26 protein-coding genes, 1 tRNA gene and 2 pseudogenes are annotated in these 25,317 nt (G+C 63.6%); 22 read left to right on the top strand and 7 right to left on the bottom strand.

The genetic code is table 11. The annotated features are described in order from the left end of the window. Window positions 1–61: 61 nt before the first annotated feature. Entirely contained in the window at window positions 62–1,147 is a 1,086-nt protein-coding gene (gene fbaA / locus DDQ68_RS01625) for a class II fructose-bisphosphate aldolase (protein WP_109652508.1), read from the bottom strand. Between the two features lie 311 nt (window positions 1,148–1,458). Here fbaA and nagA point away from each other — a divergent pair, with 311 nt between their 5' ends. Beyond that, window positions 1,459–2,580, top strand: a complete 1,122-nt coding sequence (gene nagA / locus DDQ68_RS01620) for an N-acetylglucosamine-6-phosphate deacetylase (RefSeq protein ID WP_109652505.1) — start codon at window positions 1,459–1,461, stop codon at window positions 2,578–2,580. Window positions 2,581–2,695: 115 nt separating this feature from the next. On the opposite strand, the gene DDQ68_RS01615 is transcribed toward nagA, so the two are convergent. Together DDQ68_RS01615 and DDQ68_RS01610 are read right to left on the bottom strand one after the other, a co-directional pair. Further along, window positions 2,696–3,847, bottom strand: a complete 1,152-nt coding sequence (locus DDQ68_RS01615; RefSeq protein WP_109652503.1) for a cytochrome-c peroxidase — start codon at window positions 3,845–3,847, stop codon at window positions 2,696–2,698. Window positions 3,848–3,960: 113 nt separating this feature from the next. Further along, window positions 3,961–4,725, bottom strand: a complete 765-nt coding sequence (locus DDQ68_RS01610) for an MbnP family protein (protein WP_109652501.1) — start codon at window positions 4,723–4,725, stop codon at window positions 3,961–3,963. A gap of 248 nt (window positions 4,726–4,973) precedes the next feature. Here DDQ68_RS01610 and DDQ68_RS24540 point away from each other — a divergent pair, with 248 nt between their 5' ends. The 14 genes and pseudogenes from DDQ68_RS24540 to DDQ68_RS01535 all read left to right on the top strand — a co-directional run bounded on the left by DDQ68_RS24540 (window position 4,974) and on the right by DDQ68_RS01535 (window position 17,815). After that, a complete protein-coding gene (locus tag DDQ68_RS24540; protein WP_369076529.1) occupies window positions 4,974–5,165 on the top strand; it encodes a hypothetical protein in 192 nt (63 codons plus the stop codon). A 327-nt stretch (window positions 5,166–5,492) separates the two neighbouring features. Beyond that, window positions 5,493–5,852, top strand: a complete 360-nt coding sequence (locus DDQ68_RS01600; RefSeq protein WP_109652495.1) for a transposase — start codon at window positions 5,493–5,495, stop codon at window positions 5,850–5,852. After that, a pseudogene (locus tag DDQ68_RS24915) lies at window positions 5,848–6,831 on the top strand (IS701 family transposase). The gene DDQ68_RS01600 and the pseudogene DDQ68_RS24915 overlap by 5 nt, the downstream one beginning before the upstream one ends. A 173-nt stretch (window positions 6,832–7,004) precedes the next feature. After that, window positions 7,005–7,391, top strand: a complete 387-nt coding sequence (locus DDQ68_RS01585; protein WP_162549724.1) for an HYC_CC_PP family protein — start codon at window positions 7,005–7,007, stop codon at window positions 7,389–7,391. 145 nt (window positions 7,392–7,536) lie between these two features. Next, window positions 7,537–8,889 carry an efflux RND transporter permease subunit gene (locus DDQ68_RS01580; protein WP_245897236.1) on the top strand — a complete coding sequence of 451 codons (1,353 nt, stop codon included), beginning with the start codon at window positions 7,537–7,539 and terminating at the stop codon, window positions 8,887–8,889. A 94-nt stretch (window positions 8,890–8,983) separates the two neighbouring features. Beyond that, a complete protein-coding gene (locus tag DDQ68_RS01575) occupies window positions 8,984–10,876 on the top strand; it encodes an efflux RND transporter permease subunit (protein WP_109652475.1) in 1,893 nt (630 codons plus the stop codon). A gap of 66 nt (window positions 10,877–10,942) precedes the next feature. Beyond that, window positions 10,943–12,154: a TolC family protein gene (locus DDQ68_RS01570; RefSeq protein WP_162549723.1), complete on the top strand. Its 1,212-nt coding sequence runs from the start codon at window positions 10,943–10,945 to the stop codon at window positions 12,152–12,154. Further along, window positions 12,132–13,529, top strand: a complete 1,398-nt coding sequence (locus DDQ68_RS01565) for a heavy metal-binding domain-containing protein (RefSeq protein WP_162549722.1) — start codon at window positions 12,132–12,134, stop codon at window positions 13,527–13,529. The genes DDQ68_RS01570 and DDQ68_RS01565 overlap by 23 nt, the downstream gene beginning before the upstream one ends. Beyond that, window positions 13,522–14,988, top strand: coding sequence for a heavy metal-binding domain-containing protein (locus tag DDQ68_RS01560; protein WP_162549721.1), 1,467 nt, complete (start codon window positions 13,522–13,524; stop codon window positions 14,986–14,988). The genes DDQ68_RS01565 and DDQ68_RS01560 overlap by 8 nt, the downstream gene beginning before the upstream one ends. Before the next feature lie 89 nt (window positions 14,989–15,077). After that, window positions 15,078–16,082 (top strand): IS701 family transposase, encoded by a 1,005-nt coding sequence (locus tag DDQ68_RS01555; RefSeq protein WP_109658281.1) that lies wholly within the window; start codon window positions 15,078–15,080, stop codon window positions 16,080–16,082. Window positions 16,083–16,129: 47 nt separating this feature from the next. After that, window positions 16,130–16,372 carry a heavy metal-binding domain-containing protein gene (locus DDQ68_RS01550; RefSeq protein WP_109652462.1) on the top strand — a complete coding sequence of 81 codons (243 nt, stop codon included), beginning with the start codon at window positions 16,130–16,132 and terminating at the stop codon, window positions 16,370–16,372. Between the two features lie 234 nt (window positions 16,373–16,606). Then, window positions 16,607–16,915 (top strand): transposase, encoded by a 309-nt coding sequence (locus DDQ68_RS01545; protein ID WP_109652459.1) that lies wholly within the window; start codon window positions 16,607–16,609, stop codon window positions 16,913–16,915. Beyond that, a pseudogene (locus DDQ68_RS24535) lies at window positions 16,912–17,463 on the top strand (IS3 family transposase); the annotation flags it as partial. The gene DDQ68_RS01545 and the pseudogene DDQ68_RS24535, both read left to right, overlap by 4 nt. A 52-nt stretch (window positions 17,464–17,515) precedes the next feature. Beyond that, window positions 17,516–17,815: an integrase core domain-containing protein gene (locus tag DDQ68_RS01535; protein WP_162549720.1), complete on the top strand. Its 300-nt coding sequence runs from the start codon at window positions 17,516–17,518 to the stop codon at window positions 17,813–17,815. A 133-nt stretch (window positions 17,816–17,948) separates the two neighbouring features. Here DDQ68_RS01535 and DDQ68_RS01530 read toward each other — a convergent pair whose 3' ends face one another. The 3 genes from DDQ68_RS01530 to DDQ68_RS01520 all read right to left on the bottom strand — a co-directional run bounded on the left by DDQ68_RS01530 (window position 17,949) and on the right by DDQ68_RS01520 (window position 19,194). Further along, on the bottom strand, window positions 17,949–18,656 hold the full coding sequence (locus DDQ68_RS01530; RefSeq protein WP_162549719.1) for an IS630 family transposase: 708 nt from the start codon (window positions 18,654–18,656) through the stop codon (window positions 17,949–17,951). Next, on the bottom strand, window positions 18,637–18,882 hold the full coding sequence (locus DDQ68_RS24530) for a helix-turn-helix domain-containing protein (protein ID WP_369076534.1): 246 nt from the start codon (window positions 18,880–18,882) through the stop codon (window positions 18,637–18,639). Before DDQ68_RS24530 ends, DDQ68_RS01530 begins: the two co-directional genes overlap by 20 nt. Before the next feature lie 240 nt (window positions 18,883–19,122). After that, a tRNA-Glu gene (locus DDQ68_RS01520) sits at window positions 19,123–19,194 on the bottom strand. Between the two features lie 266 nt (window positions 19,195–19,460). On the opposite strand from DDQ68_RS01520, the gene gap reads away from it, so the two are divergent. The 5 genes from gap (at window position 19,461) to DDQ68_RS01495 (ending at window position 22,848) form a co-directional block, all read left to right on the top strand. Next, window positions 19,461–20,468, top strand: coding sequence for a type I glyceraldehyde-3-phosphate dehydrogenase (gene gap, locus DDQ68_RS01515; protein ID WP_109652442.1), 1,008 nt, complete (start codon window positions 19,461–19,463; stop codon window positions 20,466–20,468). 97 nt (window positions 20,469–20,565) lie between these two features. Further along, window positions 20,566–21,441, top strand: coding sequence for a diacylglycerol/lipid kinase family protein (locus tag DDQ68_RS01510; RefSeq protein ID WP_109658280.1), 876 nt, complete (start codon window positions 20,566–20,568; stop codon window positions 21,439–21,441). Between the two features lie 45 nt (window positions 21,442–21,486). Next, window positions 21,487–21,828, top strand: coding sequence for a translation initiation factor (locus DDQ68_RS01505; protein WP_109652439.1), 342 nt, complete (start codon window positions 21,487–21,489; stop codon window positions 21,826–21,828). Then, entirely contained in the window at window positions 21,828–22,412 is a 585-nt protein-coding gene (locus tag DDQ68_RS01500) for a hypothetical protein (protein ID WP_109652436.1), read from the top strand. Before DDQ68_RS01505 ends, DDQ68_RS01500 begins: the two co-directional genes overlap by 1 nt. A gap of 34 nt (window positions 22,413–22,446) precedes the next feature. Next, the gene (locus DDQ68_RS01495; protein WP_109652433.1) at window positions 22,447–22,848 is read left to right on the top strand and encodes a DUF1622 domain-containing protein; all 402 of its coding nucleotides are present in this window, start codon (window positions 22,447–22,449) and stop codon (window positions 22,846–22,848) included. Between the two features lie 19 nt (window positions 22,849–22,867). Here the strand turns inward: DDQ68_RS01495 and kdsB are convergent, their stop codons facing one another. Continuing rightward, window positions 22,868–23,623: a 3-deoxy-manno-octulosonate cytidylyltransferase gene (kdsB, locus tag DDQ68_RS01490; protein WP_109652430.1), complete on the bottom strand. Its 756-nt coding sequence runs from the start codon at window positions 23,621–23,623 to the stop codon at window positions 22,868–22,870. A 189-nt stretch (window positions 23,624–23,812) separates the two neighbouring features. Between kdsB and DDQ68_RS01485 the strand changes: the two genes are divergently transcribed. Then, a complete protein-coding gene (locus DDQ68_RS01485; protein ID WP_162549718.1) occupies window positions 23,813–24,760 on the top strand; it encodes a LysM peptidoglycan-binding domain-containing protein in 948 nt (315 codons plus the stop codon). Between the two features lie 30 nt (window positions 24,761–24,790). Continuing rightward, a complete protein-coding gene (locus DDQ68_RS01480) occupies window positions 24,791–25,315 on the top strand; it encodes a hypothetical protein (RefSeq protein ID WP_109652424.1) in 525 nt (174 codons plus the stop codon). The last annotated feature ends 2 nt before the right edge of the window (window positions 25,316–25,317 follow it).

The raw sequence follows: 25,317 nt of genomic DNA, 5'->3' as shown, positions 1-25,317 counted from the left end.
ACAAAGAAAGGCCGCCCGTGCAATACGGGCGGCCTTTCCGGAAAATGCAACTTTGGGGCCCCTAGCCGCGGCGGTTCGCCGCATTGAGGTCGTCAAAGGCGTGCTTGAGGCGCGCCACGAAGGTTTTCTCACCTTCGCGCAGCCACACGCGGGGATCGTAGTATTTCTTGTTGGGCGAGTCGGGGCCGTTGGGGTTGCCGATTTGGCCCTGCAAGTAGGCCTCGTTCTTCACGTAGTAGTCCTTGATGCCTTCCCACAGGGCCCACTGCAAGTCGGTGTCAATGTTCATCTTGATGGCCCCGTAGCTAATGGCCTCGCGGATTTCCGCCTGGCTTGAACCCGAGCCGCCGTGGAACACGAAATCGATGGGCAGCGCCGCCTCGATCTTGTGCTTCTCGCGCAAAAATTCCTGCGAGTTGTGCAGGATTTTGGGCTCTAGTTTCACGTTGCCGGGCTTGTACACGCCGTGCACGTTGCCAAAAGCCGCCGCAATGGTGAAGCGCGGGCTGATTTTGCTCAGCTCCTCGTAGGCGTAGGCCACCTCCGAGGGCTGGGTGTAGAGCTTGCTCGAATCGACGTCGGAGTTGTCCACGCCGTCTTCCTCGCCGCCGGTCACGCCCAGCTCAATTTCCAGCGTCATGCCCATTTTGGCCATGCGGGCCAGGTACTTAGCGCAAATTTCGATGTTCTCCTCAATCGGCTCCTCCGACAGGTCGAGCATGTGCGAGCTGTAGAGCGGCTGGCCGTGCTGCGCAAAATACTTTTCGCCGGCGTCGAGCAGGCCGTCAATCCAGGGCAGCAATTTCTTGGCGGCGTGGTCGGTGTGCAGCACCACCGGCACGTCGTAGAGGGCGGCCATGGCGTGCACGTGGTGGGCCCCCGAAATGCCGCCGGCAATGCTGGCCTGCTGCTTGTCGTTGGGCACCGATTTGCCGGCGAAGAACTGGGCCCCACCGTTCGAGAACTGAATTATAACGGGCGAGTTCAGGTCGCGCGCGGCTTCGAGCACGCCGTTCACGGTGTCGGTGCCGGTCACGTTCACCGCGGGCAGGGCATAGCCCTCGGCCTTGGCGCGTTGGAAAAGCTGTTGCACTTCGTCGCCGTACAGCACGCCGGCGCGCAGGCGGCCAGAAGAAGGAGTTAACATGGAATGGTGTTGAACTGAATGAGGCGGCAATTTATGACCCCCAGCGTTTTCAGCGTTGCGCGCCGTTTTTATTTTCCGACGAACTGCCTGCTTGTGGCCACGCCCCTGCCCCCGGGCCAAGCCGGCCCTAAGGCCCAGTTTGGCCCGCTGGCCCCGGCAAATCCCCAAAACAGCGCCCCGCTTTATTCCTGAAAAATAGCTGCCCGGTGCCAGGCCGGCCGGCGGGCCCCCGCGGCGAAATCAAACGGCGGCCAGTTAGCTTCGCCCCGTCCACGCCGCTCATTCCGCCCCCCCGCCCACCCCCTATCGCTATGCGCTACCTGCTCACCAATTGCACCGTATACACCGGCCACGCTGTGCTGCCCAACCACGCCGTGCTGGTTGACGACAACCTGATTGCCGCCGTTTTGCCCGCGGTTGAAGCCCCCGCCGACATGCCCCGGCACGATTTGGACGGCGCCAACCTCTGCCCGGGCTTCGTCGATTTGCAGCTCTACGGCGGGGGCAGCATCCTGTTTTCCGTCGAGCCCACCGCCGCGGCTTTGGCCGACCTGCGGGCCCACACGCTGCGCCACGGCACTACCAGCTTCCTGCCCACCATGCCCACCAACGCGCCCGCCCTGATGCAGGCGGCCATTGCGGCGGTGCGCACGGCCCTGCCCGCCACGCCCGGCCTGCTAGGCCTGCACCTGGAGGGCCCCTACCTCAACCCCCTTAAGAAAGGCGCGCACCACGAAGAGTTCATCCAGCGGCCCGCGCCGGGGCCCCTGGCCGAGCTGCTGGCCGCCAGCGCGGGTGTGCTGCGCATCATGACGCTGGCCCCGGAAATGGCCGCGCCCGAAGCCGTGGCCCAACTGCGGGCCGCCGGCGTGGTGTGCTCGGCGGGCCATTCCGACGCGACGTTTGCCCAGGGGCAGGCGGCGTTTCGCGGCGGGTTTGCGGCGGCCACGCACTTGTTCAACGCCATGTCGGGGCTGCTGCACCGGGCCCCCGGGCTGGTGGGGGCCGTGTTGGACGACGAGGCGGCGGCCGCCAGCGTGGTGGCCGACGGCGTGCACGTAGACTACGCCGCCGTCCGCATTGCCCACAAAATCATGGGCGAGCGGCTGTTCCTCATCACCGACGCAGTGAACGAATCGACCCACGGGGCCTACCAGTTTCACCGCCAGGGCGACCATTTCGTGGATGCCAACGGCACGCTCGCCGGCTCGGCCCTCACGCTGCTGGGGGCCGTGCGCAACTGCGTGCAGCACGTGGGCATCGCCCTGCCTGAAGCTCTGCGCATGGCCAGCCTCTACCCTGCCCGCGTGCTGGGCCTGGCCGGCCACCTGGGCCTCATCGAGCCCGGCTACCGGGCCGATTTGTGCGCGTTCGACCACGAATTCAACGCGCACGCCACCGTACTGCACGGCGAGCTTCACCGCTGGGCATAGCGTAGAATGTAGCGCGGACTTTGTCGTCTGCGGCTCTGCCCGGTCGCCCAACGGTAATCGGTAGGACGAAGCGAGAGCCGCGGACGACAAAGTCCGCGCTACAGCCGTGCTACCTTCAGTCCGTGGGTTGGCTGAAGCGAGGGTCCTGGATGAAGGTGGAATCGGTCAATGTTCTTAAGAACAACACGATTTGCTTCTTCTCGGTGTCCGTCAGTCCCAGGGGCTGGCCGATGCCCAAGGGGCTGTTGGTACCATTGAGGATGTTGGGGTCGAGGTTGAGGCTGCCGTACTGAATGTGCTCGTTGTAGTGGGCCAGCACGTCTTCCAGGGTAGCGAAGCGGCCGTCGTGCATGTAGGGCCCCGTGAGGGCGATGTTGCGCAGCGACGGGATGCGGAACTTACCCTGGTCGGAGGGCAGGCCGGTGGGCACGGCGCGGCCCAGGTCGGTGAATGTCAGGTCGAGGCCGTTATTGACGAAGAGGTGGTTGGTTTGCAGGTCGCCGGCGTGGCAGTCGGCGCAGTTGCCGCCGCGGCCGATGGCCGTGCCCGTGGGGTGGGTAATGAACAGCTGCAAGCCCCGCACCTCGTCGGCCGAAAGCACGCTGCGGTCGCCGCGCCGGTAGCGGTCGTAGCGCGAGTTGCCCGATACCAGCGTGCGCACGAACTGCGCCAGGGCCTTCAGCATATTGTCTTCGGTGAGGGCCCCCGCCCCGAAGGCCTTGGCAAACCGCGCCACGTAGGCCGGCTGGGCCTGGAGCTTGACTACGCTGGCAGCCAGCGTCTGGTGCATCTCAATGGCGTTGGTGAGCGGCGTGCGGGCCTGCACCTCCAAGCCCGCCGAGGTGCCGTCCCAGGTCAGCAGCGGGTCCCAGAGCAAGTTGCTGAGCGACATGGCGCTGCGCGGGTGCCGGGCCCCATTCACGCCCACGGCGTGGGCCAGCCCATCCGTAAAGGCCAGCGACTGGCGGTGGCACGAGGCGCAGGAAATACTGTTGTCAACCGACAGCGTTTTCTCGTAGAACAGGTGCCGGCCCAGGTCCACGCCTTCCACCGTGAGGGGGTTATCGGCGGGCAGCAGCGGGCTGCCGGGGAAGTTGCTCGGCAGCACCAGAGCGTAGGGCGTGGGCGCGGCCGGCGGGGGCGTCGGGGTGGGCACGTCGCCGCTGCCGCCGTCGCGGCTGCACGCGGCCACGGCAATTACGCCCACCAGGCCACCCGCCACCCACCCGCGCGTTCGGCGCAGCACTTGCGAAGAAAAATTCCTCATAGCTGTGGAAATTTGAATTAATTAAAAAAATTAAAAAGGGAGCATTAAAAATCAGGCTGAAGATCATGTTGAGCACTCATTTTTAATTCACCGTTTTTTGATTTTTAATTAATTTAATTGGCGGCCACGCGCTCCATCGTGAACAAGCCGGCGGCGTAATTATCGGCCACGGCGGGCGCACCGGCTCCGCCCATTACTTCGGAGGTTTTGCTGAAATCAATGTTCTTGCTGGGGGCCCCGGCGTTGTCGAACAGGGCCAGCACGTTCACCCGCAGGTGCACGGCGGGCGACTGGGTGGCCGTCACAGCCAAGGGGATTCCGGCGAAGGTGATGGTGCGCTGGATGCCGTTATCGCCGATGTGGAAGCGCAGGCCGCCCTCGGCGGCGGCCGCCGGGTGGGGGGCCTGGGGCGAGGTGCCCTCCATTTTTAGGAACACGTAGCCCGCGGTCCAATCCCAGTACAGGTCGTTGTTGGGGTCGAGGGCCCCGGTTTGGGCCCCGGCGGTGTTGCGGGCCGCGTCCACGCCTACCACGAAGCGCAGGCCGGTGTATTCGGCCAGCGGCACGTTGGGCACCACCAGGTGCTGGGTGGCGGTTTGGGCTGCATCCACGAGGTAGTAGCTATCGGGCGCGGTGTAGGCGGTGCCGTCGGCGCGCAGCAGCTGCACGTTTGAAAGCAGGTACTTAAACTTGGTAACCCTGAAGGTTTGGCCGTCCGATTTTGTGTAGCTCGTGCCGTCGAAGGCCAGGGGCGCGGTGCCCACCACGGTGGTCATTTCGAGCGATACGCTGCCCGTATCGGCCCCGGCGGCCTCGTCTTTTTTACAGCCACTAATGGCCAGCGGCAGCAGCAGGGCCCAGAGGCAAAATCGATTCATGGGTTCGGATAGTAAATAATTTAAAACGGCCTGAAACTAGGCATAAATAGTTAAGTAGGCCGGGCAAACTATTTACCAACGGATACTTAATCAGCAAGTTCTATCGGGTTACTTGGAGGATGCAAAAACGCTACATTACGTTAGAGGCCGCGGAACGGACTACGTTAGCGGCCGGGCATCATCATCACCTGTAGCATCAGTTCCGAGCGCATTGCCAGGGCTTGTTGTGGAGCGCCAATGGGCATTCTGTGCCCGCTTTGGCGGCCTTGCTGCACGTGAGCTCAGGGACGGTGCACACGTGGTTTAACCGCTGGGAAGCGGGGGCCAGGCGGGCCTGGCCCCCGTCAAAGGCCAGGGCCGGCCCGCCATCCTGCAGGCCGCCGACCGGGAGCGGGTGGAGGCCGCCGTGCGGGCCAACCGCCAGCAACTCAAGAAAGTGACCGCTGCCCTGCGCCAGGAGCTGGACAAAGACTTCTCGCCCCTGACGCTAAAGCATTTTTTAAAAAGGGTGGGGGTAAATGGCGCCGCTTCCGCCACAGCCTGAAAGCGGCGCAGGACCCAGATGCCCTGAAAACGGACCATCTGCAGCAGCCGCAATAGCTGGGAAAAGAAGAAGCGATTGACCTGTTTTACGGCGATGAATCCGGCTTTTGCCTGACCTCGGCCATCCCCTACGGCTGGCAATCCCCTAACGAACAGCTCGCTACCCCGCCACAGCCCGCGCTTCAACGTGCTGGGCTGCTTGCTACAACGCCACCACCAATGCGTTGCACGCCGCCGCCCGCGAAGGCTCTCTGGACACGGCCTTTGTCATCGACACGCTCGATGCCTGGGCCGCCACCCGCACCCGCCCCACGGTGCTGGTGCTCGACAACGCCCACATCCATCACAGCGCCGCCTTGCAGGCACGCCTGCAGCACTGGGAAGACCAAAACGTTCACCTTTTTTACCTGCCCACATACAGCCCCCCCTCAACAAAATTGAAACCCTCTGGCGTAAGGTTAAATACGAGTGGCTACGGCCCGAAGCCTACCTTAGCTTCCAGACGCTCAAGACCGTCGTCTGGCACATCCTCGACCGGGTTGGATAACAACCATCCGGTTTGCAACTTGATACCTAACAATTAAATCTGATTTGCCACTTAGTACGCCCAAAAACTATACCTGCACGTGTCTGGCGGCGCATCTGCCAAACGTAAGCCACGACCAAGTGAATCGGTTTTTGCGCACCACTGAGCTTTCAATCAACTAGTTGCGTGCGTTAGCACAGCCTTTGCTCCACGACTCGCCCGAGGCTTTTCTACTGGTGGATGACAGCGTCCAAAACAAGCGCTACAGCCACTTCATCGGCCTCACTAAGCGCCAGTATTCGGGTAACGTCCACGGCATGGTCCGCAGCGTCGGCCTGGTCAACCGGGTGCACAGCAGCAGGAAGGCGGGCGATTTTCTGCCCTGGACTACCGGATTTATGCGCCCGACGAGGACTAGAAAACCAAAAACGAACATTTTCCGGACTTGTTCGACGGCGTTGTCGCGGCGAGCAACGTATTGATGCGCAACATTTTATTCGATTCCTGGTGCGCGGGCAGCACCCATTTGAAACGCATTCACCGCGCGGGATGGACCTTTTTCACGACCTGAAAAGCAACCGGCTGGTAAGCCTAGCCAAAGAAAGCGGTTACCAGGGCCTCGACACGCTTGAACCGCCGCCGCAAGGCTGGAGTCAGGGCGTAGAAGTGCGCCGGAAAGAGGTGCCTTTTGGGGTAAAGCTCTTCAAGCTAGTGGCCACGAATTGCAACATTGAATGATTCATTATCAATTACTTGGCTGCTCATTTAACACGCGAAATGGTGCTTGAGGCCGTGCAGGTGCGGGGGCAGGTCGGGGGGTTTCACCGTAGCTTCAAACAACTGACCGGGGCGGAGAAGTGCCGATGCCGCAAGGCCCAAGCCCAGCGCAACCACTTGCAATGCGGCTACTTAGCGTGGGTTCGCTCCGCCAACATGCGCGTGCCATTGGGCAAACCATGTAATAGGCGCACCAACGGCAATGGGTACCTTACCTGCGGCAGTTGTTTCAAAAACCACTCATCCAAGCACTTGCTTAGGCGAGTGCGTAAGTCCTAGGTTAGTAGCTGCGCCCCTACTCCTAGCCGGCTGTGCCTCGGATAGAGGCGCAAATTATGCAAGCCTCGTCGTTGAATTATGTAAATCCTGCGCTGGTCAGCCGCCGTATCTTTGTGGGCGGCAATTTATTCTGCTAACTCGTTGTTCTGTTGACTTGAAACGCCTCCTCAGTCTATTCCTACTTGTAAGCTACCTGCTGTCCAGCCCCGGGTTGGTGTACAGCATGCATTTCTGTGGGGCAACGATGACGGGCGTTTCGGTGGCCCACGAAGCGGCCTGCTGCTGCCCGGTGCCCAAAAAGCCCACCGGCTGCTGCCACGACCAAAAGCTGAGCAGCACCCTCAAGGATGTGAAGCTCACCACTGCGCAGCTCAAGCTGCCGGTGCTGCTAGCCGTGCCGGCGCCGCCCGTGCTGCGGCTGGCCTACCGCCTGCCAATCCCCACTTATCCGGCCGATGAGCCGGCCGCGCCGCTGCGGGCTACCGCCGCCCCGCCACTCGCCTGCCCCGCCTACGTGCGGGGCCACGCCTTCCTGATTTAGCTTCCGGGTGTTGCCTGGTGCCCCCGGCCGTGCGGCCGTGGGGCTTTCGCGCGTCCGGTATGCTGAGCAACTGGCTCGGCCGGCAACGCTCGGAGTAACATGCTATTATCCCACCGGGATAAAGCGCCTGACTACTGCTAATCAGATGATTGAACAACTTATTTCCCTGTCCCTGCGCAATCGGGGCGTGGTGCTGCTGCTATCGGCCGGGCTACTGGTCTGGGGTATTTTCTCCATCCGGGCCAGCAAGATTGATGCGATTCCTGACCTGTCTGAAAACCAGGTGATTGTATTCACCGAGTGGGCCGGACGCGGGCCGCAGATTATTGAGGACCAGGTGACTTATCCGCTGGTAACCAACCTGCAGGGGCTGGCCCAGGTGCGGGCCGTGCGCGCCGCCTCCATGTTCGGCATGAGCTTCGTGTACGTCATCTTCAACGACAACACCGATATCTACTGGGCCCGCGAGCGGGTGCTGGAACGCCTCAACTACGCCCAGCGGCTGCTGCCGGCCGGCCTCACCCCCACCCTCGGCCCCGATGGCACGGGCGTGGGCCACGTGCTATGGTACACCCTCAAAGCCCCCAAGCTAGACCTGGGCGAGCAGCGCGCTTTGCAGGACTGGTACGTGAAATTCGGCCTGCAAACCGTGCCCGGCGTGAGCGAAGTGGCCAGCTTCGGTGGCTTCCAGCCCGAGTACCAGGTGACGGTGGACCCCACCAAGCTCACCTACTACAATGTGAGTTTGCCGCAGGTGCTGGCCGCCGTGCGCAGCAACAACAACGAAGCCGGCGGCCGCAAATTTGAGCAGGGCGGCACCGGCTACATCATCAAAACCAATGGCTACATTCAGGACGTGGCCACCCTGGAAAACGTACCGGTCCTCACCCGCCCGGGCGGCGTGCCACTGCGCCTGCGCGACCTGGGCACGGTGCAGATGACCGGCGAAGCCCGCCTCGGCATCTTCGACCACAACGGCCAGGGCGAGGCCGTGGGCGGCATTGTGGTAATGCGCTACGGCGAGAATGCCGACGAAGTCATCACCCGCGTGAAGGCCAAGATGACCGAAGTAGCCAAGGGCCTGCCGGCCGGCGTGTCGTTCGACATCGTGTACGACCGCAGCGGGCTGATTAAGGAATCGGTGGCCAACATCGAGCACACGCTGCTGGAGGAAATGGCCGTGGTGTCGCTGGTGGTGCTGGTGTTCCTCTTCCACTGGCGCAGCGCCCTGAGCATCCTGCTCCAGATTCCGATTACCATCGCGGCCAGCTTCATTTTGCTCAATGCCTTTGGTATTTCGTCCAACATCATGTCGCTCACCGGCATCGCCCTGGCCATTGGGGTGATTGTGGATAACGGCATTGTGATGGCCGAAAATGCCTACCGCAACCTGGCGCTGCACCAGGCGGCGGAGGAAGCGGCCAGTGCGGGCGGGCCGCCGGACAACAAAGAGAACGTCATGCTGAGCGAAGGCGGAGCATCTCTACCGCAACACTAACCTAATCGGCGCAACGGAGCGGTAGAGATGCTTCGGCTGCGGCTCCGCCTTCGCTCAGCATGACGTGCTGATTACACCTAAATCCCCCTAAATAATGACTAACGACGAGCGCCTCGCCATCATCGAGAAATCCAGCCAGCAGGTGTCGCGGGGCATTTTCTTCTCCACGATTATCATCGTGGCGTCGTTTCTGCCGGTTTTTCTGCTCACCGGGCAGGAAGGCAAGCTGTTTCATCCGCTGGCTTACACCAAGTCCTTTATCCTGCTCATTGATGCCGTGCTGGCCGTGACGCTGGCCCCGGTGCTGCTATCCTTTTTCATGAAGGGCAAGTTCAAAACCGAGGAGCAGAACCCCATCAACCGGGGCCTGGAGCGGGTGTACGCGCCCCTCATCAACTGGTGCCTGACCTGGCGCAAAACCACCATCGCCATCAACCTGGCGCTGCTGGCCGTGAGCATTCCACTGCTGCTGAGTCTGGGCACCGAGTTTATGCCGCCGCTCGACGAGGGCTCGATTCTGTTCATGCCCATTACCCAGCCCGACGTGTCGAACACCGAGGTGAAGCGCATTTTGCAGGTGCAGGACAAGATTATTATGCAGGTGCCCGAGGTGAAGGGCGTGCTGGGCAAGGCCGGCCGGGCCAGCACCGCCACCGACAACGCCCCGCTGAGCATGATTGAAACCATCATCCAGCTCAAGCCCCGCGCCGAGTGGCGGGCCGGCATGACCAAGGCCAAACTCATTGAAGAGCTGAACGGCAAGCTGCAAATCCCCGGCGTGGTGAACGGCTGGACCCAGCCCATCATCAACCGCATTAACATGCTGAGCACCGGTATTCGGACCGACGTGGGCGTAAAAGTATATGGCCAGCAGCTCGATACCATTTATCGGGTGTCGCAGCAGGTGCGGGCGGCCCTCAAAGGCGTGCCCGGCGTGGAGGACCTGTACGTGGACCCCATCACGGGCGGCAAGTACCTGCAAATCGACCTCAACCGCCCCCAGCTGGCCCGCTACGGCCTCACCGTGGACCAGGTGAACGAGGTGGTGGAAATGGCCATCGGCGGGGCCCCGGTGGCCAGCACCGTGGAGGGCCGGCGGCGCTTCGCCATCGGCGTGCGCCTGGCCGAAGACTTCCGCAACAGCCTGCCCGCGCTGGGCCGCATCCCCATCCAGACCACCGCCTACGGGCCGGTGCCGCTTTCGGCCGTGGCCACCCTGCGCTTCGAAAACGGCCCACCCATGATTAACTCCGAAAACGCCCAATTGCGCGGCGCGGTACTCTTCAACGTGCGGGGCCGCGACCTGGGCGGCACCGTGAGCGAGGCCATGAAAAAGGTGCAGAGCATGCAGGGCAAGCTGCCCGCCGGCTACTACCTGGAGTGGAGCGGACAGTACGAAAACCTCATTAGCTCGCAGCGCACGCTGCTGCTCATTCTGCCCATCGTGCTACTCGTGATTTTTGGGTGCCTGTACTTCGCCTTCCACTCGGTGCGCGAGGCGCTGCTGAGTTTGGTCACCATCCCGTTCGCCCTCATCGGCGGGGCCTACATGGTGTATTTCTACGGCGTGCATTTGTCGGTGGCGGTGGCCGTGGGCTTCATCGCCCTGTTCGGGCTGGCCGTGGAAACGGGCGTCATCATGGTCATCTATCTCAATGATGCCATGCAGCAGCTGGTGGCCCGCAAAGGCAACTCCAGCGAAACCATTACGAAGCAGGATTTGCGCGAGGCCGTGTTCAATGGTGCGGCCAAGCGCCTGCGGCCCAAGCTGATGACCGTATCGGTGGCGCTGTTCGGGCTGGTGCCGGTGCTGTGGGCCACGGGTACGGGCTCCGACGTGATGCTGCCCATCGTGCTGCCCATGATTGGGGGCGTGTTCACGTCTTCGACGCACATTCTGCTGGTCACGCCGCTGATTTTTTTGATGACCAAGGAGTACGAGCTGCGCAAGTTTGGCAAGCTGGACGTGCTCGCGGTGAAACATTAAGCGCTTGAAACCATGCTAAATTTGCTGAAAACACCTTTCCTGATACTGATAGGGCTGCTTGGTCTAGTGGTCCTCCCGGCCCGTGCCCAGCAGCCCCGGCTGCCGCTCGATTCCGTGTTGCGCAACGTGCGGCAGGCCAACCCCGCCCTGCGCCAGTACGACGCCCGCGCCCGCGCCAAAGACGCCGCCGTGGCCGGGGCCAGCACCTGGGAGCCGCCCAAAATCAGCGCTGGCTACTGGATGACGCCCTACAACCAGCGGCCCATCAAGGAGATGAACAACGGCCAGGGCATGGGCATGCAAATGGTCTCGGTGGAGCAGATGCTGCCCAACCCGGCCAAGCAGCGCGCCAAGCGCGACTACCTGGCCAGCCAGGCCGCCGTGGAGCAGGCCGACCAGGCCGCCAGCTTCAACGAGCTGCGGGCCCGGGCCCGCACGCTGTACTACGGCCGCGTGGTGCTGGAAAAGAAGCTGAAAGTGCTGGACGAGAGCTCCGAGCTGCTCGATTTCCTGCTGAAAATTGCCCAGGCCCGCTACCCCTACAACCAGACCACGCTGGCCAGCATCTACCAGGTGCAGGCGCGGGTGGCCCAGCACGGCAACGACCACGCCCGGCTCTACGGCCAGTTGCGCCAGCACACCATCGGCCTGAACACCCTGATGGCCCGCGACCCCGAAGCCGAGTTTGCCGTGGATACCCTGCTGCCCACCAGCTTCGCCGGCCCGTACCCGGACACCACCGCCCTAGCCGCCCGCCGCTCCGACGTGCGCCGCCTCGACCGTAGCCTGGCCGTGGTGCGCCTCAGCCAGCAGGTGGAAGCCAGCCGCCGCCGGCCCGATTTTGGGGTGCGCTACGACCACATGAACGGCATCGGCAACACCCCCAACCAGTTTTCGGTGATGGGCATGGTCACGCTGCCCTTCGCGCCATGGTCGGCCCGCGAGTACAAGGCCAACACCGCCGCCCTGGGCTTTGAGGCCCAGGCCGTGCAGCAGCAGCGCGCCAGCCTGCTCAACGACGCGGCCGGCCGCATCAGCACCCTGCAATCGGACCTGCGGGTGCAGCGCGAGCAGCTGCTCAACTACGAGCAGGGCGTGCTGCCCGCCTTGCACAAAACCTACCAGGTCACGCTGCTGGCCTACCAACAAAACACCGCCCAGCTGCCCGCCGTGGTCGAAGCCCTCGATGCCTGGCTGATGGCCCGCCTGCAATACCTTGATACCCAATATGAACTGATGACCCTTCATGTGCGCTATGACCAGGAACTTGAGCAATAGCCCCCGCCGCCGCAACTGGCCCGTTCGGCTGCTGGCCCCGCTACTGGTACTGGCGCTGCTGGCCGGCTGCCACGGCCAGGCCCACGGGCCCGCGTCGCAGGCCCCCGCCCAACCGGTGGCCAGCTCGGCGGCCATGCAGTACACCTGCCCCATGCACCCCCAGATTGTGCGCGAGGTCCCCGGCCAGTGCCCCATCTGCGGCATGGACCTGGTGCCCAAAGTACTGAATAATAATGCCGCCGCCGCTGCGCCCGCCGACCTGAACCAGGTAAGCCAGGCCCCCAACGCCGCCGTGCTGGCGGCCGTGGCCACGGTGCGCCCCACCGCCGAGGGCGCGGCGGCCGATACCCTCACCCTGCCGGGCGTGGTGGACTACGACCCGCGCCGCAGCCGGGCCGTGGCGGCCCGCTTCGGCGGGCGCATCGAGCAGCTGGCGGTGCGCTTCAACTACCAGCCGGTGCGGCGGGGCCAGAAGCTGCTCGAACTCTACAGCCCCGAGCTGGTAACGGCCGAGCAGGAGCTGATTTTCCTGCTGGAAAACGACGCCGCCAACGCGCCGCTGGTGGCCGGGGCCCGGCAGAAGCTACGCCTGCTCGGCCTCACCAACCAGCAGCTCGCGGACCTGGCCCGCACGCGCCGGCCCAGCTACCGGGTAGTCATTTTCAGCCCTTACGATGGCTACGTGGTGGAAAGTCTAACAACTGCCGCGCCAGTTCCGGCCAACGGTGCCGCCGCTACCGGCGCCATGAGCGCCGGCACACCCAGCGGACCCGCGGATAATTCGGCGGCAACCCAGGGGCAGCCCCAGGCGCTCAGCCTCACGGAAGGAGCGTATGTGAGCACCGGCCAAACCCTGTTTCAGGTAATAAATACCGACCAGGTTTGGGGCTTATTTCAGCCCACACCGGCCGAGCTGGGCCGGCTGCGACCCGGCCAGCAATTGCGCGTGGTGGCCGAAGGCACCAGTCTGCCGTCCCGCACCGCGCGGCTCGATTTAGTGGAGCCCGAGTTCCGCACCGGGGCCAGCGTGGCGGCCGTGCGGGTGTACCTACCCAACCCGCAGGGCCGGCTGCGGCGCGGCCAGCGCCTGACCGGGCAGCTGGTGCCCACCGCCGCCCCGGCCGGGACCGGGAGCTTCTGGCTGCCCCGCACCGCCGTGGTAGACCTCGGTACCCGGCAGGTGGCCTTCGTGCGACGCGGGGCCACGTTCGTGCCGGTGGCCGTGCAGGTAGGCCAGCGCACCGCCAGCCAGGTGCAAGTGCTGCGCGGCCTCACCGGTTCCGAAGACGTGGCCGCCAATGGCCAGTACCTCATTGATAGCGAGGGATTTATTCAAACCTCCGCCAACGCCGCCAACCCGCCCGCCCATGACTAATGCACTCCAAGACAAGCCCTGGCAAACCCGCTGGCGGCCGTGGCTAACGCTGCTGCTGGCCGGGCTGCTGCTCGGTGCAACGGCTTGCCAGCAAACCAAGCCTGACCTCGACCAAACCGCTAAGGCGGCGGCCTATTACACCTGCCCGATGCATCCGCAAATCCACGCCGATGCGCCGGGCGACTGCCCCATTTGCCACATGCACCTGGTGGCGGTGGCACCGCCCGTCGCCCAAAAGAAGCCGGTGGTGGCCTCGGCCGTGTACACCTGCCCCATGCACCCGCAGGTGCGCGAAAAGCAGCCCGGCAGCTGCCCCATCTGCGGTATGGACCTGGTGAAAACGTCGGCCCGCCCGGCCATCAGCCAGCTACCAGACACCGATTTAGCTACCAATGACCTTATTATCACGGCCCAGCAGCTGGCACTGGGTAATATTCAGATTCAGACGATGGGCACCGGCCCAACTCCCGCCACCAGCATTCGCCAAACCGATATGCCCGTGCCCCAGACCGTGCTGACGGGCACCGTAACGGCTAATGCCCGGCGCACCGAAAGCATCAGCAGCCGGGTGGCGGGCCGGGTCGAAAAGCTCTACGTGCGCCAGACCGGGCAGCTGCTGCGCCGGGGCGCGCCGCTATTTTCCGTGTACAGCGAGGAGCTGCAAACCCTACAGCGCGAGTACCTGCTGGCCCTGGCCCAGGACCTGCTGGTGGCCGAGCCCACCTACCGCCACTTCGCCGAGGCCACCGCCCAGAAGCTGCGCCTGCTGGGCGTGTCGGGCGCGCAGCTGCGGCAGCTGGCCCAAAGCGGCAAGCCCAACCCGCTGGTGACCTACTACAGCCCCCGCACCGGCACGGTGCAAACCCTGGCCGTGGTGCAGGGCCAGTACGTGGCCGAGGGTTCTCCCATCCTCACCCTCACCGATTTGAGCAGCGTGTGGGTAGAGGCCCAGCTCTACCCGGCCGAAGCCAATCGGCTACCCCTGGGCCAAACAGTGGCCGTGCAGGTGGCCGGCCAGGCCTACCCGGTGCGGGGCAAAGTCGTGTTCCGGAGCCCCGAGCTGAGCGGCAGCAGCCAGCTGACGCTGGCCCGCATTGAGGTGGCTAATCCCGCCGGCCGCCTCCAGCCCGGGGCCCAGGCCAACGTGCTACTCAACAACCTCCCGGCGGCCCCCGCCACTCGCCCCACGGTTTCGGCGGCGGTAGAAACGGCCCTTCGCGTGCCCCCGGCCGCCATTATCCACAACGGGGCCGTGAGCTACGTGTGGAAGCAAACCGGCGAGCGGCAGTTTCGGCGGGTGCGGGTGCGCCTGGGCGATGGCACCAGTACTACGGTACCGGTACTGGCCGGCCTGCAAGCCGGCGACGCGGTGGTAACCACCGGAGCCTACCTGCTGGAAAGCGAGTTTACCCTGCGCCAGGGAGCCGGCGATGACCACATGAGCGGCATGGCCATGTAGCGTCTCAACCAATTACCTTAACCTCGTTTTAAACTGTTAATCAATTATTTAGGACTTACGCAAAAGGAGGTAACTTGAAAGAAAAAGCCATAAAAGTGACGGCACAACTGTACGGGCAGTTTTTGGTGAGCAGCCAGGTCAACTACACGGGCACGTACCTGGCCGAATACCTGGAGGGCCTCTCGCACGATAACGTGCGCTATTTTCTCAAAACCCAGCGCTTTACCCCGCGTCAGCGCTGGCAGCAGGTGCGCCCGCAGGTCGTGTTGAGCGCGCGGGGCTACGTCCTGTTTGACGATACGGTGCTCGACAAGCACCACAGCCGGCGCATCGAACTCGTACGCCGCCCGTACAGCGGCAACGCCCACGGCGTAATTGCCGGCATCGGCCTGGTCACCTGCGTGTACGTCAACCCGGAAACCGACCAGTTCTGGCTCATTGACTATCGCCTCTTCGCCCCCGACACCGACGGCAAGACCAACCTCGACCACGTAGCCGGGATGCTGGCCCAACTGACTCCGCGTGGCATCTCGTACCGCACGGTGCTGATGAACAGCTGGTACGCCACCACGGCCCTGTTCAAGTGGCTACTGAAAGAAGGCAAAACGTTTTACTACCCGCTGAAAAGCAACCGCCTCGTCGACGAGTCCGGCGGCCAGCAGCCCTACCAGCCCGTAGCCGGCCTGTACTGGTCGGTCGCGGAGGTGGAAGCCGGCAAAACCCTGAAAGCAAAGGATATGCCTAAAGACTGCACCCTGAAACTTTTCCGCGTACTAGCGTCCCCCCACCGGACGGACTACCTCCTCATCAACGAGGCCGAGCCCTTGAACACGGCTGCTGCTGAGCAAAAAAGCAGCGTCCGCTGGACGATGGAGCAGTTTCACCGCGAACTCAAGCAACTCCCCGGCGTGCAGGCCTACCAGTGCCGGCTGGCCCGCAGCCAGCGCAACCGCCTTGCCCTGGCCGTGCGCGCCTGGACCCGCCTCAAACAAGCCGCCTATCAAACCAAACAGACTGTCTATCAACTCAAACAAGGCTTTTTGAATGAGTATATGCGACATGAATTACGCCATCCATCGCTGATTTTTGCGTAACTCCTATCATTTTCACTTTCACTCTTTTCGCAATTTTCCTTAATCCCATGAATAAGTTCCTCCCCTACAGCCTGGCCCTGGCCAGCCTCACCTTCACCACCAGCTGCTCCGGCAACAAGAGCACTGAAACTACAACGACTCCCCCCACTACCGCGGCAGCAACCTCCGACAGCACTACCGCTCCCGCCAGCCTGGCTACGCAGTATACCTGCACCATGCATCCCGAAGTGGTGACCAACCATCCCGGCAAGTGCCCGAAGTGCGGCATGGATCTAGTGGTGAAAAAGTAGCCGCTGGGCCGAATTATACCAGCCGAGAGAGCGAATTGACAAAATAGTCCTCTCGCACGGTAGTAGACTATTCTCTCGCTTTGCTGCTCAACCAAGCTGTGTTCGGCATCTGGCCCGGTGCATTTCTAACGTGTGCTGGTAGGGAGTCCGGTTGCTCCGGGCATCCCTGCTAGGACACAATAGTGAGGTGGTCGGGTAAATGTGGACAGAATAGGGCCTTAACTTTCCAACTTCATGAAAGACAGTCCCCCACCTACCAAACGTCGGCGTTACGATGCCGCCTTCCGGGCCGGAGCCCTGCGCCTGGCCGGTGAAAGCCGCTCGACTCAGGCCGCCGCGCGCGCCTTGAACATCGACCCCAAGCGCATTTACAAGTGGCAGCAGCAAGCGCTTACGCCGGTGGCGGCCGCCCGTGGGGCGGAGCTGGACCCAGCCACGGCGGCCGAATTGCGGCCGTTGCGGGCTGCCAATCAGCGGCAGGCCCAGGAGCTGGACAATTTAAAAAAAGCCATCGCCATCTTTTCCGTGACCGACAGCCAATGAGTCGTTACCGCTTCATCGAGGTGCAACGCGCTCAGTGCCCCGTGCGCCGGCTCTGCCAGGTGCTGGGCATGCCGGCCAGCGGCTATTATGCGTGGCACCAAGCGCAACGGCAGGCAGTCAACCAGGAGCCACCCGCCTGGGAAGCGGCCTTGGTCCAAGTTTTCGCGCACCACAAACGCCGCTACGGCACCCGCCGGCTGCGGGTGGCCCTGCGCCAGAAAGGCTACCGGGTGGGCCGCCAGCGGCTACGTACGGCCATGCGCCGACGGGGGCTGCACGCGCTGCAACCCAAGGCCTACACTCCGCGCACCACCGACTCGCCCCACGGCCTGCGCTGCGCGCCGAATCGGCTGCTTGACCAGCCCAAGCCCACCCAGGCCAACCGGGTCTGGGTCAGCGATAGCACGTACCTGCCGCTGGCCAACGGGGACTGGGCGTGCCTGTGCGCGTACCAGGACATGGCCAGCAAGCAGGTGCTGGGCTGGCAAGTGGGGGCCTCCATGCCGGAGGAGCTCATTACCAGGGCCTTGCAGCGCGCTTTCTGGGCGCAACCGCCCACGCCCGGCTTGCTCGTCCACGCCGACCGGGGTGGGCAGTATTGTGGCAACGTCTGTCTACCGGCAACTGCTCCACGACCACCAGGCCCTGCGCTCGCAGAGCCGCCGGGGCGATTGCGACGACAATGCCCAGGCGGAAAGCTTATGGTCGCGCCTCAAAACAGAGGTGCTCGAGCTACGGGAGCGGCCCGTTTTTGCCGACCTGGCCGACGCCCAGGCCAGCGTGGCCATTTATTTTGACTACTATAATCACGAACGTTTGCACTCCAGCATCGCCTATCAACTGCCCTATCACACTCACCAACAGATTCTTCAACTTAATGCCCTAAACTGTCCAGCGTAATCGGACCACCTCACTACGGCTATAGGTGTCGCTATGCGTAACCGAAAATATTCCCACGTATACCTTTAGAGGTGTTAGCAGCACTATCCGCTGGGGAAAGGACACTCGTAACGCGTTGGTGCCCACTAAGCACTCATGCAAAAGTAATCGTGTAGTGATTACCGACGTTTGCCAGCACGTGTTCGAGGCGTTGTAGCAAGGTTTGCTCCGTGGCGTAATCCTGGGGGCGAACCCAATAGTGCTTGCAGCGGTGCCAGAGCAGTTCGATGTGGTTGAGTTCGGGGCTGTAGGCGGGCAAGAAAAAGAGTGTCAGGCCGGCCGCTGCCCACTTGGCTTCACAAGCGCGCACCACGTGCGCTTTGTGAATGGAGGCATTGTCGAGTACGAGCACGGTAGGGCCGCTTAGACTGTGGCAGAATGCGTTGACGGCCAGCACAAATAAGTCGGCCGTCAGGCTGCCTTCCCGCACGTAGGCCTCCAGGGGCTGGTGCGGGGCGTGGGCCTGCCAGAAGCCCAGGACCGAATGCCCCCCGCGCCCCCGTACGGCGGGCAGGCCCACCGGGGGCTGCCCACGCCGTTGCCAGGCATAGGGCACGGGGGCTTGGCGCGAGAAGCGGCACTCATCGACGTAGACCACGGCCACCGCGCCGCGGGCTTCGGCTTGGTGCAACGTGTGCAGGTGCTGCTGGGCGGCGGCAAACAAGACCGGGTCGCGTTGCGCTTTCAGACTCCTGCGGCAGCGCTTCCAGCGGTAGCCGGCGCGGCGCGCCAGCCGGCGCAGCGTGCTCAGGCTGAGCTTGAGGCCCCAGCCTCGGCGGATGTCAGGAAGCCACGCGCGCAATTGCTGGGTGGCCGTACCCAGCCAGGTCGCTACTTTTTTTTACTGCTGGTGGGAGTTTCGGCGGGCGGCCCGACCGCTGGCCCTCGGCCAGCCCGGCCAAGCCCAGCTCCTGCCAGCGGCGCAGCCAGATACCGACCGTATTATAGCCCACGGCAAACAAAGTGGCCAATTGCTGAACGGTCGCCCCGCGGTGGTGTCCCAAAATAACTTGGGCACGCCGCCGCATTCGCGGGTGCGGGCCCTGAGCAGCAGCGGCCTCCAGGGTGGTGATTTCAGGAGCTGCGAGCGGAAGTGAAGCGAGTAGCATACGCCAAAATTAGCGCCTTCGCCCCACACGATTACTTGTGCATGGGTGCTTAAGATTCTTCTCTGTAACCTAAACAAAGGCTATCCAACATTAAGATAAAAACCGCCTAAGGCACTAATAGACAAAGAAAAAGGCTCTCATTTCTGAGAGCCTTTTTAGTAGTCCGTAGGGGAATCGAACCCCTGTTGGTAGAATGAAAATCTACTGTCCTAACCCCTAGACGAACGGACCGTCTTTCTATTTTGGTGGTGCAAAGATACGGGCGTCATTTTGCTGGGCAAGGGAAGGACGTGAAAAAAATGTCGGCTGGAACGTAACTGGCTTGTTTTTCAGGCTGAAAAAGTTGTGGGGCCCGCGTGTGGCGGGGGTAGCGTGGGCCCCGGGGGCCCAGTTTCGTAAAAACCGGCGGCGGGGCGCCGGGCTTCCTGCTATCTTCGCCCCGCGTTTTACCAAGCCGCCGGAGGGGCGGCTTGCCACCTTTTTTTTTCTTGCTACCAATGGCAAAAATCAAAGTCGCCATCAACGGCTTCGGCCGTATCGGCCGCCTCACGTTCAAGGCCCTGCTGGGCCGCGACAACGTGGAAATCGTCGCTATCAACGACCTGACCGACAACAAAACCCTCGCCCACCTGCTCAAGTACGACTCGGTGCACGGCCGCTTCGACGGCACAGTGAGCTACGACGACGACAGCCTGACCGTGAACGGCCAACACATTGTGGCTCTTGCCGAGCGCGACCCTAAGCTGCTGCCCTGGGGCAAAATGGGTGTCGACATCGTGCTCGAAAGCACGGGCCGCTTCGTGGACGAGGCCGGCGCGGGACAGCACATCACGGCCGGTGCTAAGAAGGTCGTGATTTCGGCCCCCGCCACCGGCAACATCCCGACGGTGGTGCTCGGCGTGAACGAAGACACGCTAACCGGCAGCGAAACCATCATCTCGAACGCCAGCTGCACGACTAACTGCCTGGCTCCCATGGCTAAGGTGTTGAACGACACGTTCGGCATCGAGAAAGGCTATATCACCACCGTGCACGCCTACACCTCAGACCAGAACCTGCAGGACGCGCCCCACAAGGACCTGCGCCGCGCCCGCGCCGCTGCCTACAGCATCATCCCCACCAGCACCGGCGCCGCCAAAGCCGTGGGCTTGGTGTTGCCCGAACTGAAGGGCAAGCTCGACGGCCTGGCCATGCGCGTGCCCGTGCCGGATGGCTCGATGACCGACCTGACCGTGGTTCTGAAGCGCGAGGTGACTAAGCAGGAAATTAACGACGCGCTGAAAGCCGCCGCTGAGGGCCCCATGAAAGGCATCATCGAGTACAATACCGACCCGATTGTGAGCATCGACATCGTGGGCAACCCGCACTCGTGCATCTTTGACTCGGAATTGACGTCGGCTAACGGTACGCTGGCCAAGGTGATTGGCTGGTATGACAACGAAACCGGCTACTCGACCCGTACCGCGGACCTGATCCAGCAGCTGGGCGAGAAAATGAACGGCTAGCGTTTCGCGCCGTTGTAGTTGGAGCCGCCCGCTTCCTTCGGGGGAGCGGGCGGTTTTTTTGTCGCGCGAAGCTCAGGGCTTTGCTTGGTTTGCCCGCATGTCCAACACCTGTTTTATTCTAAACCCCACCGCGGGGCCCAACCGCCGCCGCGACGTGCCCGCGCTCATCGCTCGGCACTTCGGGGGCGCCAACCCCACCGCCGGCTACGTAGTGCGGCACACCGAGGGCCCCGGCCACGCCGTGGAGTTAGCCCGCGCCGCGGCCGCTGAGGGCTTTGCCGTGGTGGCCGCCGTGGGCGGCGACGGCACCGTGAACGAGGTGGGCCGCGGCCTGCTGGGTACGGCCGCCGCGCTGGGCATCGTGCCCCAGGGCTCGGGCAACGGCTTGGCCCGCCACCTGAAGGTACCGCTGGGGCTGCCCGGGGCCCTGCGCCGGCTAGCCGCGCCTACCCTGAGCCGCATCGACGTGGGGCGCATCAACGGGCACCCGTTTTTCTGCACGGCGGGGCTGGGTTTCGATGCGCACGTGGCCCAGCACTTCGCCCGGGCCGGCTCGCGGGGCCTGAGCACGTACCTGCGTGTAACCTTACGCGAGTACCGCCGCTACCGGCCCGTACCTGTGGAGGTAGAGCTGAACGGCCAGCGCCGGGCCTCCGACTGCTATGTGCTGGCCTTCGCCAACGCCTCGCAGTATGGCAACGACGTGTATATCGCGCCCCGCGCCGACCTGCGCGACGGCCTGCTCGACGTGTGCCTCATCGACGCCCTGCCCGTGGTGCGCGCCTTCCGCGTGAGCCTAGCCATGGCGATAGGCAACCTGCCCGAAACCCGCGCAGCCGAGTACTTCCACACGGCCCACGCGCACGTCCGGGCCGGGGCCCCGCTGGGCTTCCACATCGACGGCGACTACCTGGGCCACGCCACCGAATTTGTCGTAGAGCTGCTGCCGCTGGCGCTGGCCGTGGCCGTGTAGGGGCCCCGGCCTTTCTTTGTAGACACTGATTACAAGTTCTTTGCCATGAAAAAAGACAACCGCGCCGGGGTAGTATATTCCACTAACCCCGATTTCTCGTACCAATCGGCAGATCAGAACGCCGAAGCCGCCACGCTGCCGCACCAGCAGCAGCAGCTGCGCGTGCAGCTCGATAAAAAGCAGCGCGGCGGTAAGCAGGTTACACTCATCACCGGCTTCGTGGGTACGGATGGCAACCTGCAAGCCCTGGCTAAATTATTGAAAACCAAGTGTGGCGGTGGCGGCAGCGCCAAAGATGGCGAAATTTTAGTGCAGGGTGATTTCCGCGAGAAAATTCTGGCTTTGCTCGTGCAAGCCGGTTACAAAGCCAAAAAAATTGGCGGCTGATGAAAAAACGTTCGATTCGGTGGCAAACGATATTAGCGCTGGGCGTGGCCTGGAGCGTAAGCGCGTGCGGCTCAATGCAACGGCCCCTAAATGCCACCGAGCGCGCCATTGAGCAGAACCTGAACTCCTACGTGGAGCAGCGGGCGGGCTGCAAAAAATCGTGGCTTCAAACGTGGTTGCCCCTATTTTTTAGGCCGCAATGCCCAGTCCAGCTCAATTTTTACCATAGATTCGATTACCGAGGAAAAAGCATGGACGACGATTCCGTCGGAGTGGGTTTTGCCGTTGTGGTGAGCGATGGCGACGCCAAGTTCTGCGGCCAGGATAGTTTTAAGTTAAGAACCGAGGCCCTATTTATCGCCCGCCAAGTTCGGCCCCTGCTATTACCTGCTCAGGAATACCGCTGGATAGACGTTGAGTATTCTTCTTGCATTCCTAATGATCTTCACGACGACAGAAATGGTTGCTCGAGAAAGTGTGAAAAGACTATTCGATTGGCCGTGCAGGACACAACCGCTTGGTCAAGCGCAATAGTCCGCGTTCAGCAAGAATACCACGATTATTCGCCGGTCCAGCGGTTGTAAAAAACCAATCTGCTGCACCATTTCTTCCCGATTTATGGAGCCCGTCACCTTGTACAACCAAGCCGAAGTCCACGTCATCGGCGCTGTGCAGTGGCTGAAACTGGGCGTGGAGCTAGTGGGGGCCCTCATCATCGCGCTAGGAATTCTGGTGGCCAGGCGGCGGCTGGTGCGGGCGCTGTGGGCGCGGCGTACGGTCGATTTCACGGGCATCCGGCTCACCCCTTCGCGCTACCTGGCCCTGGCGCTTGAATTCCAGCTCGGGGCCGACATTCTCTCCACATCCATCGCCCTGAGCTGGGACCAGATTGGCCGACTCGGGGCCATCGCCATCATCCGCACGGCCCGGAACTTCTTCTTATCCAAAGAAATGCAGGAAGAACGACGCAAAACCGGTAAGGAAGACGACACCATGGCCCGCGCCCGGGACCACGCCTAGCCCGAGGCTCCCGCGGGCCCTAGCCGCCCGCCGCCAGCTGCTGCCGGGCGCGGGCCACATCCTCGGGGGTGTCGATGCCGAAGGCATCCAGCTCGGTTTCGGCGCATCGGATGGCGTAACCGGCTTCCAGCCAGCGCAGTTGCTCCAGGCTCTCAGCTGCTTCGAGGGCCGATACGGGCAGCTGGGTGAGGCGCGCCAGCACGCCGGGCCGGTAGGCATACAGGCCCAGATGGCGCAGGTAGCGGTGGTGGGCCAGCCACTCGGCCGGCGCCCGCCCGCGCTGGTAAGGCAGGGGGTGGCGGCTGAAATACAGGGCCTCCTGGCGCTGGTTGAGCACCACTTTGGGCAGGTGCGGGCTGAAGAGTTCCTCGGCGCTGCGCACGGGCGTTACCAGCGTGGCGATGTCGGGCGCGGTGCGCTCGTCGGTAAAAAAGTCGACCAGCGCGTTGATTTGGGCCGGGTGCACGAACGGCTCGTCGCCCTGAATATTAATAATGGCGCGCACCTCGGCCGGGCTGCCCAGCTGCTGGAAGGCCTCGTAGAGGCGGTCGGTGCCGCTATGGTGGTCGGGTCGCGTGAGCACGGCCTCGCCCCCAAAACCGCGCACATGGGCTAAAATCCGCGCGTCGTCGGTGGCCACTACCACGCGGTCGAGGTGGGCTTGCTGGGCCTGGCGCACCACGCGCTCGATCATGGATATGCCCCCCAAATCAACCAGCGGCTTGCCGGGCAGGCGGGTGGAGGCGTAGCGGGCGGGAATCAGGCCGAGGACCATGCAGCGGGGAAAGGGGTGGGCGAGAGCGGGACGGGCGGGCCAAAGAACGCACTTTTGGCCCGCGCCAGGGCCCCCGGCGCCCCGGCGGTGGGCGAGGTGGGCGTATTCTTTTGTTATTTTGCCCACGCCGGCCAAGGTGCCTGCCCCCACGGCGGGGTTTGGCAGGAATTTCGCAACGCCGACTTTTATATGACTGGATTCTTTTTGCTGCTTGCGGCTACTTTGCACGGGCCCGGGGCCCCGGCGCCCGTGCGGGCCCTGGCCCCGGCCGATTCTATTGGCGTGGAAATGCGCGGTGGCCAGCGCTTTGTGCGCCACCGCGTGGGGGCCGGCGAAACCCTCTCCGCCCTGTCGCGCCGCTACCACGTGAGCGTGGCCCAGCTCACCGCCGCCAACCCGCAGGTGGCCAACGGCCTGGGCATCGGGCAGGTGGTGTTGGTGCCGCGGCCGCTGGCGCCCAGCGCCGCCGCGGCCAGCGCGGCACTGGCGACTGCTGGCGCGGCCAAAACGGGGGGCACGGCCGCCCTGCCCGCATCGGGCCGCTACACCGTGGCCCGGGGCGAAACGCTGTTCGCCATCGCCCGCCGCTTCCAGCTTACGCCCGACGAGCTGATCAAGCGCAACAGCCTGCCTGCCAACGGCCGGGTGCGCGTGGGCCAGCAGCTGCTGCTGGGGGCCCCGGCCGCCGCTGCGGCCGCCCCAACCTTGGCCAAAACGCCCGCGCCCACCCCCGCGCCTGCCATGCCTCCCGTGCCCGACAAGCCCGCCCAGGTGGCCACCGTGACGCCGGCCACGCCGGCCGAGAAGGAAACGGCCAAGGAAGCTGACCGCCCCGCCGAGCGGGCCCCCACCCGGGCCAGCGAGCTGGCGGGCCGCGTGACGGATAGCGGCATGGCCGCCGGCATCGACAACAACGGCACCGATAAGTACCTGGCCCTGCACAAAACGGCCCCCGTGGGCACCATCATGCAGGTGCGGAATGCTATGAACGGGCAGTCGGTGTACGTGCGCGTCATCGGCAAGCTGCCCGACACCGGCGAGAACAACAACATTCTGGTGCGCCTCTCGCCCCGGGCTGTGCAGAAGCTGGGCACTACTGACCAGCGCTTCCGCGTGGAAACCAGTTACGTCCCGTAGGGCCCCGGCGTGATAAAGCAAGCTTTTTTCGTGAAATTACCCGGCGTCCTGATTTCGGCCGACGAGTACGTGGCCGTGAACTTCCGGCTGTGGCGACGGGCACCCGCCACCCGGCGCAACCATTGGCTGCTGGGCGTGGCGCTGGTGCTGCTGGCCGCCAGCGTGGGGGCCCAGCTGCTGGGCCGGGCCCCCGACGGGTCCTTCGCGTGGTCGTCGCCGGTGCTGCTGGCCGTGGGGCTGGCCTACGGCGCGCTGCGGCCGCTGCTGGTGCTGCGCCTGCTGCGGCGCACCTACAACGGCAGCGAGGCTATGCGCACGCCCATCGACTACGAGCTGACCGCTACCGCGCTGTGCGGCCAGAGCGCACTGGGGCGGTTCGAGGTGCCGTGGACCAGCCTACGCCAAGCCACGTGGGTGCGGCCCGACTGGCTGCTGCTGTACCCCGTCGAGGCCGCCTGCTACTACCTCGACCTGCGCCGCTTGCCGGCCCCGACGGCGCCTGCCGACGTAGCTGCCCTGCTGGCCGAGCACCGCGTGCCGCAGGCGAAAGTTTAGGG

Source organism: Hymenobacter nivis (assembly GCF_003149515.1).
GTDB lineage: Bacteria > Bacteroidota > Bacteroidia > Cytophagales > Hymenobacteraceae > Hymenobacter > Hymenobacter nivis.
This window is presented reverse-complemented; position numbering and strand designations above follow the sequence as displayed.

Coding starts and splice junctions, on each gene's coding strand:
- DDQ68_RS01545 (WP_109652459.1), top strand. CDS start 16,607: ATGAAAGACAGTCCCCCACCTACCAAACGTCGGCGTTACGATGCCGCC.
- DDQ68_RS01580 (WP_245897236.1), top strand. CDS start 7,537: ATGATTGAACAACTTATTTCCCTGTCCCTGCGCAATCGGGGCGTGGTG.
- gap (WP_109652442.1), top strand. CDS start 19,461: ATGGCAAAAATCAAAGTCGCCATCAACGGCTTCGGCCGTATCGGCCGC.
- DDQ68_RS01505 (WP_109652439.1), top strand. CDS start 21,487: ATGAAAAAAGACAACCGCGCCGGGGTAGTATATTCCACTAACCCCGAT.
- DDQ68_RS01565 (WP_162549722.1), top strand. CDS start 12,132: ATGACCAGGAACTTGAGCAATAGCCCCCGCCGCCGCAACTGGCCCGTT.
- DDQ68_RS24530 (WP_369076534.1), bottom strand. CDS start 18,882: ATGCGGCGGCGTGCCCAAGTTATTTTGGGACACCACCGCGGGGCGACC.
- DDQ68_RS01495 (WP_109652433.1), top strand. CDS start 22,447: ATGGAGCCCGTCACCTTGTACAACCAAGCCGAAGTCCACGTCATCGGC.
- nagA (WP_109652505.1), top strand. CDS start 1,459: ATGCGCTACCTGCTCACCAATTGCACCGTATACACCGGCCACGCTGTG.
- DDQ68_RS01575 (WP_109652475.1), top strand. CDS start 8,984: ATGACTAACGACGAGCGCCTCGCCATCATCGAGAAATCCAGCCAGCAG.
- DDQ68_RS01500 (WP_109652436.1), top strand. CDS start 21,828: ATGAAAAAACGTTCGATTCGGTGGCAAACGATATTAGCGCTGGGCGTG.
- DDQ68_RS01615 (WP_109652503.1), bottom strand. CDS start 3,847: ATGAGGAATTTTTCTTCGCAAGTGCTGCGCCGAACGCGCGGGTGGGTG.
- DDQ68_RS01510 (WP_109658280.1), top strand. CDS start 20,566: ATGTCCAACACCTGTTTTATTCTAAACCCCACCGCGGGGCCCAACCGC.
- DDQ68_RS01560 (WP_162549721.1), top strand. CDS start 13,522: ATGACTAATGCACTCCAAGACAAGCCCTGGCAAACCCGCTGGCGGCCG.
- kdsB (WP_109652430.1), bottom strand. CDS start 23,623: ATGGTCCTCGGCCTGATTCCCGCCCGCTACGCCTCCACCCGCCTGCCC.
- DDQ68_RS01485 (WP_162549718.1), top strand. CDS start 23,813: ATGACTGGATTCTTTTTGCTGCTTGCGGCTACTTTGCACGGGCCCGGG.
- DDQ68_RS01550 (WP_109652462.1), top strand. CDS start 16,130: ATGAATAAGTTCCTCCCCTACAGCCTGGCCCTGGCCAGCCTCACCTTC.
- DDQ68_RS01610 (WP_109652501.1), bottom strand. CDS start 4,725: ATGAATCGATTTTGCCTCTGGGCCCTGCTGCTGCCGCTGGCCATTAGT.
- fbaA (WP_109652508.1), bottom strand. CDS start 1,147: ATGTTAACTCCTTCTTCTGGCCGCCTGCGCGCCGGCGTGCTGTACGGC.